The organism is uncultured Empedobacter sp., assembly GCF_937930195.1.
Lineage (GTDB): Bacteria > Bacteroidota > Bacteroidia > Flavobacteriales > Weeksellaceae > Empedobacter > Empedobacter stercoris.
This window is the reverse complement of sequence record NZ_CALGVK010000152.1, coordinates 1-4,614: the sequence shown is the minus strand read 5'-3', so window position 1 is coordinate 4,614 and position 4,614 is coordinate 1. Positions and strand designations below refer to the sequence as shown.

Annotated in this window: 5 protein-coding genes; 2 read left to right on the top strand and 3 right to left on the bottom strand. The window is 30.0% G+C overall.

Going from position 1 to position 4,614, the window contains the following annotated elements; genetic code table 11:
* Positions 1–581 (top strand): Crp/Fnr family transcriptional regulator (locus tag Q0616_RS08690; RefSeq protein ID WP_298776515.1); only part of this gene is annotated, 581 nt, incomplete at its 5' end.
* A gap of 232 nt (positions 582–813) precedes the next feature.
* Here Q0616_RS08690 and Q0616_RS08685 read toward each other — a convergent pair.
* Genes Q0616_RS08685 through Q0616_RS08675 form a run of 3 tightly spaced genes read right to left on the bottom strand, consistent with a single transcriptional unit; the run spans position 814 to position 2,467 of the window.
* Positions 814–1,173 (bottom strand): hypothetical protein, encoded by a 360-nt coding sequence (locus tag Q0616_RS08685; protein WP_171622176.1) that lies wholly within the window; start codon positions 1,171–1,173, stop codon positions 814–816.
* A 9-nt stretch (positions 1,174–1,182) separates the two neighbouring features.
* Positions 1,183–2,034 carry an SDR family oxidoreductase gene (locus Q0616_RS08680; RefSeq protein WP_171622175.1) on the bottom strand — a complete coding sequence of 284 codons (852 nt, stop codon included), beginning with the start codon at positions 2,032–2,034 and terminating at the stop codon, positions 1,183–1,185.
* A 19-nt stretch (positions 2,035–2,053) separates the two neighbouring features.
* Positions 2,054–2,467, bottom strand: a complete 414-nt coding sequence (locus Q0616_RS08675; RefSeq protein WP_260542785.1) for a Crp/Fnr family transcriptional regulator — start codon at positions 2,465–2,467, stop codon at positions 2,054–2,056.
* A 437-nt stretch (positions 2,468–2,904) separates the two neighbouring features.
* On the opposite strand from Q0616_RS08675, the gene Q0616_RS08670 reads away from it, so the two are divergent.
* Positions 2,905–4,614 (top strand): catalase (locus tag Q0616_RS08670; protein WP_298776511.1); only part of this gene is annotated, 1,710 nt, incomplete at its 3' end.

Here is a 4,614-nt window from a genome sequence, read left to right as displayed (position 1 = left end):
TATTGTACGAGTATGGAGCAGAAAGGGTCTCGTTTAAAAATGGAGAATATATTTTTAAAGAAGGTAGTTATCCATTTTTTTATTTTCAAATCCTTGTCGGAAAAGTAAAACTTAACCATTTTAATGAAGAAGGCAAAGAATCTATTCAAAATATTCTTTCGCCAGGCAAAAGTATTGGAGAATGTTTCTTGTTTCTGGATAATCAATATCCAACAAATGCAGAGGCTTTAGAAGATACAGTTCTTTTACGATTAAATAAATCTGTTTTTTTAGAATTATTAAATTCGAATCCCTACTTGTATAAAAATCTGAGTAGATGTATTTCAGAAAAGTTATATTACAAGTTTTTGATGATGCAAAATAATTCTATTAACAGTCCTATTGTAAGGTTAAAAGGATTATTAGATTATTTAAAAAATGATACAGTAGAAATCAAAACACCTTTTTCGTTCAAAGTAGAGCTTACTCGTCAACAATTAGCTGGTTTAACTGGAATGTGTGTCGAAACTGTTATACGCACAGTAAAATTAATGGAATCTCAAGACATGCTACGGTTGCATAAAGGAAAAATACTCTATTAAAAAGTAAATTTTTTAACATCCTAAATCAACGATTATGTTTCCACAATTTAAAGAATTTTTTATATCAAGTTTACATATTTTCGCCTATATAATTTTGCTTATAGGTGGATGGATTTTTCTATTTTTTTGGCTCAGAAAGCGAAAAAAGAATAGAAATAAAAGAAAATAATTTGATTATTGTGTTAGCCAATTATCATTGTTATGTGATAATTGGCTAATTTTTGTTAATGCATTATATTTCTAAGAACTCGTTATGGATGATCCGAATTAATTCCTGTTCTTTTTGGACTTTATAATAAGAGAATTTTGAGTAAAAACGAATAAGCATATTTTTTGTAAAAAGAGTTCCTTCATCTGAAATGTTGTTCTGATTAACATATTCAAGAGCATTTATTTTGTATTCTGCAATCAGTTGATTTAGAAATTCTTTTTTCTGTGTGCAGTTCGTCTTTTGACTAATTTTATCAATAGATTGAATGATAAATGGAGGATCAATTAATAAATGCGCTGTTGCTGATCCGAATATAAATTCATGAATTAAACTTAAAAATTCGTGTTCTGTTTGAGTTATTTCCAGTTTATATATATGCATATCTTTTTTTTAACCATTTATTATTTCTCCACCGTTCGGGTGCAAGACTTGTCCACTTATAAATTGAGAATCTTCGCAAGCTAAAAATAAAAACGAAGGAGCTACTTCATTTGGCATTCCTGCTCTTTTCATTGGAGAATCAGTACCAAAATTGGCTACTTTTTCAGAATCAAAAGAAGAAACGATAAGAGGTGTCCAAACTGGACCTGGAGCAACAGCATTTACTCGAATTCCGCTTGCTATCAAATTAGACGATAAACTTCTAGTAAATGAAACAACAGCCCCTTTTGTAGCAGCATAATCGATTAATTTTGGACTTCCTCGATAAGCTGTAACAGATGTGGTGTTTATAATAGAACCTCCTTTTTTCATATAAACTAAAGCAAATTTAGTTGTCCAAAAGTATGAGAACACATTGTTCTGAAATGTTTTAATCAATTGTTCGCTGCTTATATTTTCCAAAGATTCGCTTTCCCAATGTAATGCAGCATTATTGACTAAAATATCTATCTGCTTATAATATTCAATTGTTTTTTCTACTGCGGCAAGACAATTTTCTTCTTTTGATAAATCCCCCTTGATCAGTAAACATTTTCTGTTATACTTTTCAACTTCTTTTTTAGTTGCCTTCGCATCAATTTCTTCGTTAAGATAAGCTACTGCAAGATCAGCCCCTTCTTTCGCAAAAAGCAGCGCAACTGCTTTACCAATTCCACTATCACCACCAGTAATTAACGCTACTTTTCCTTTTAATTTTCCTTCTTTCGCATAAATTATAGGATCCGTTTTGGGAATAGGTTTCATGTTTTCTTCAATTCCAGGTCTATTTTGTTGTTGTTTTTCGTGTTTTATTTTTTTCATAAGATTAATTTTTTAAAAATTATCGAGATTTATTGCGTAATGTGTTAGTAGATATAGATTGTATTTTGCTGAATTTGTAAACTAATTTTTCACTCATACATTGACATAAAATCAAATATAAATGAGGATGTTCTTCTAAAAGATTGAAAAATTTATACTTTTCTAATCGAATAATATGGCAATCATCAATCGCTTGAATTGTAATCGAATAAGAGTTATTGGTAAATAAAAAAGCTTCTCCTAAACTTTGTCCTTTTACAAGCATAGATTTTAGAATAATTTTTTCTTGATAAAAGTTATTTCTAATAGCCTTCCCCTTTAAAATTTGATAATAAAACTCTGCATATTTCCCTTTTTTCATTATTATATCGCCTTGTTTGTATGTTTTTTTTACACCTCCAAATTTTAGTAATAATTCATTGTTAATTAGCATATTAAAAAGTTTTGATTAGCGTCTATCTAAGGTAATATCAGATTAAACTTCATTTTATGAGTAGGATCATGTTGGTATTTACTTTTTTAGTCTTAAGAAATAAAAGCTATCGCCAATGATTATTAAATACATCATTTTATTAAAGTCTAATATGATTGTAATCATATTCTTAGCATTTTTCTCCTTCTAATTTTGAAAATATAAAGACGAAATCGATTGTCATTTTATTTAAACACAAGAAATATATTTTATCAAAATTATTACCTGCCTTGTACCCTTATTTGGTGTCATAAGAATAAGTTGTAGAAAACAAAAGAAATGACAGCAAATTATTCAGATTCTGCTAATCACACGGAGAGGTTCAAAATATAAATCATTTTATCTAAAAGTTGTAAATGGATTAATCTTTGATTATTAGTTAATTAAACCAAATTTAAATGAAGAAAAATAAGAAAACTGAACAAATAAAAAAATATATTGTAGATAATAGCAACCAGATTTTAACTACAAATGATGGAGTTGCAATACATGACAACAACAATACGTTGAAACTGGGAGTTAGAGGACCATCTTTACAACAAGACCACATTTATTTTGATAAGTTAGGGCATTTTGACCGAGAAAGAATTCCAGAAAGAGTGGTTCATGCTCGCGGAAGTGGAGCCTATGGGATATTAGAAATTCATGAAGATATCTCTGAATTTACTCGAGCAAAGTTTTTACAAAAAGGAGCAATTACACCTCTTTTTACAAGATTTTCAACAGTTGCAGGATTCAAAGGTTCAACCGATTTAGCCAGAGACGTAAGAGGTTTTTCAGTCAAATTCTATACAGAAGAAGGAAATTACGATTTGGTAGGAAATAATATTCCAGTATTTTTTATACAAGATGCCATGAACTTTCCTGATTTAGTACATGCTGTAAAACCTGAGCCAGATACTGAAATGCCACAAGCAGCTTCTGCCCATGATACATTTTGGGATTTTATTTCACTTATGCCAGAATCTTCTCATATGATTATGTGGTTAATGTCAGATCGTGCGATACCAAGAAGTTTTAGAATGATGGAAGGTTTTGGTGTTCATACGTTTAAATTAATCAACAGTAAAGGTGAAATAACATTTGTTAAATTTCATTGGAAACCTAAGTTGGGAGTTCATTCAGTAGCTTGGAACGAGGCACAAAAAATTTCAGGTTTTAATTCTGATTTTCATAGACAAGACTTATGGGAAAATATTGAAAAAGAAAATTTTCCACAATGGGATTTGGGTGTTCAATTGATACCTGAAAAGGACGAGATGAACTATCCATTTGATTTATTAGATCCTACGAAACTTATTCCAGAAGAGTTAGTGCCTGTAAAACTTATTGGGACAATGACACTTAATCGTAATCCAGACAATTTTTTTGCAGAAACTGAACAGGTTGCATTTGATCCAGGAAGAATTATTCCAGGTATTGATTTGTCAGATGATCCTTTATTACAAGGTAGAGTATTTTCATATATGGACACTCAAAATTATAGATTAGGTGGTGCAAACTTTCATGAAATACCAATTAATAGATCAATCAATCAAAAAAACAACAATCAGAAGGATGGAACAAATAGAATGGATATTTTAAAAGGAGATGTAAGTTATTTTCCAAATAGTAAAGCATCAGGATGTCCTTATCATGCTATATTGAAAGGTGAAGAAGGTTTTCAATCTCATCAACAAGAAGTACAAGGAATGAAAGTAAGAGGAAGATCTGATTCTTTTGCGGATCATTTTTCTCAAGCCACTTTATTTTTTAATTCTCAATCTGAATCAGAAAAACAACATATTATAGATGCTTTTAGTTTTGAATTAAGCAAAGTGAGCGACTCAAAAATTAGAGAAAGACAAGTAGCTATCCTTTATCAAATTGATAAAACTCTTGCTCAAAAAGTTGGTGATAATCTTGGTATAGTACCTCCAAAAGAGTTGGATGAACTGACATTAAGTTTTGCAAGGCAAAATCATCCCAATTATCCTCTGCAGCCTAAAAAACAAGAAATAAATTCATCTGTTGCTTTGAGTATGAAAGTTAAAGAAGGTGAAGGAACTATAACAACCAGAAAAGTAGCCTTTTTAGTAGATAATGGTGTTTCTAAAAAAAGTGTAGAT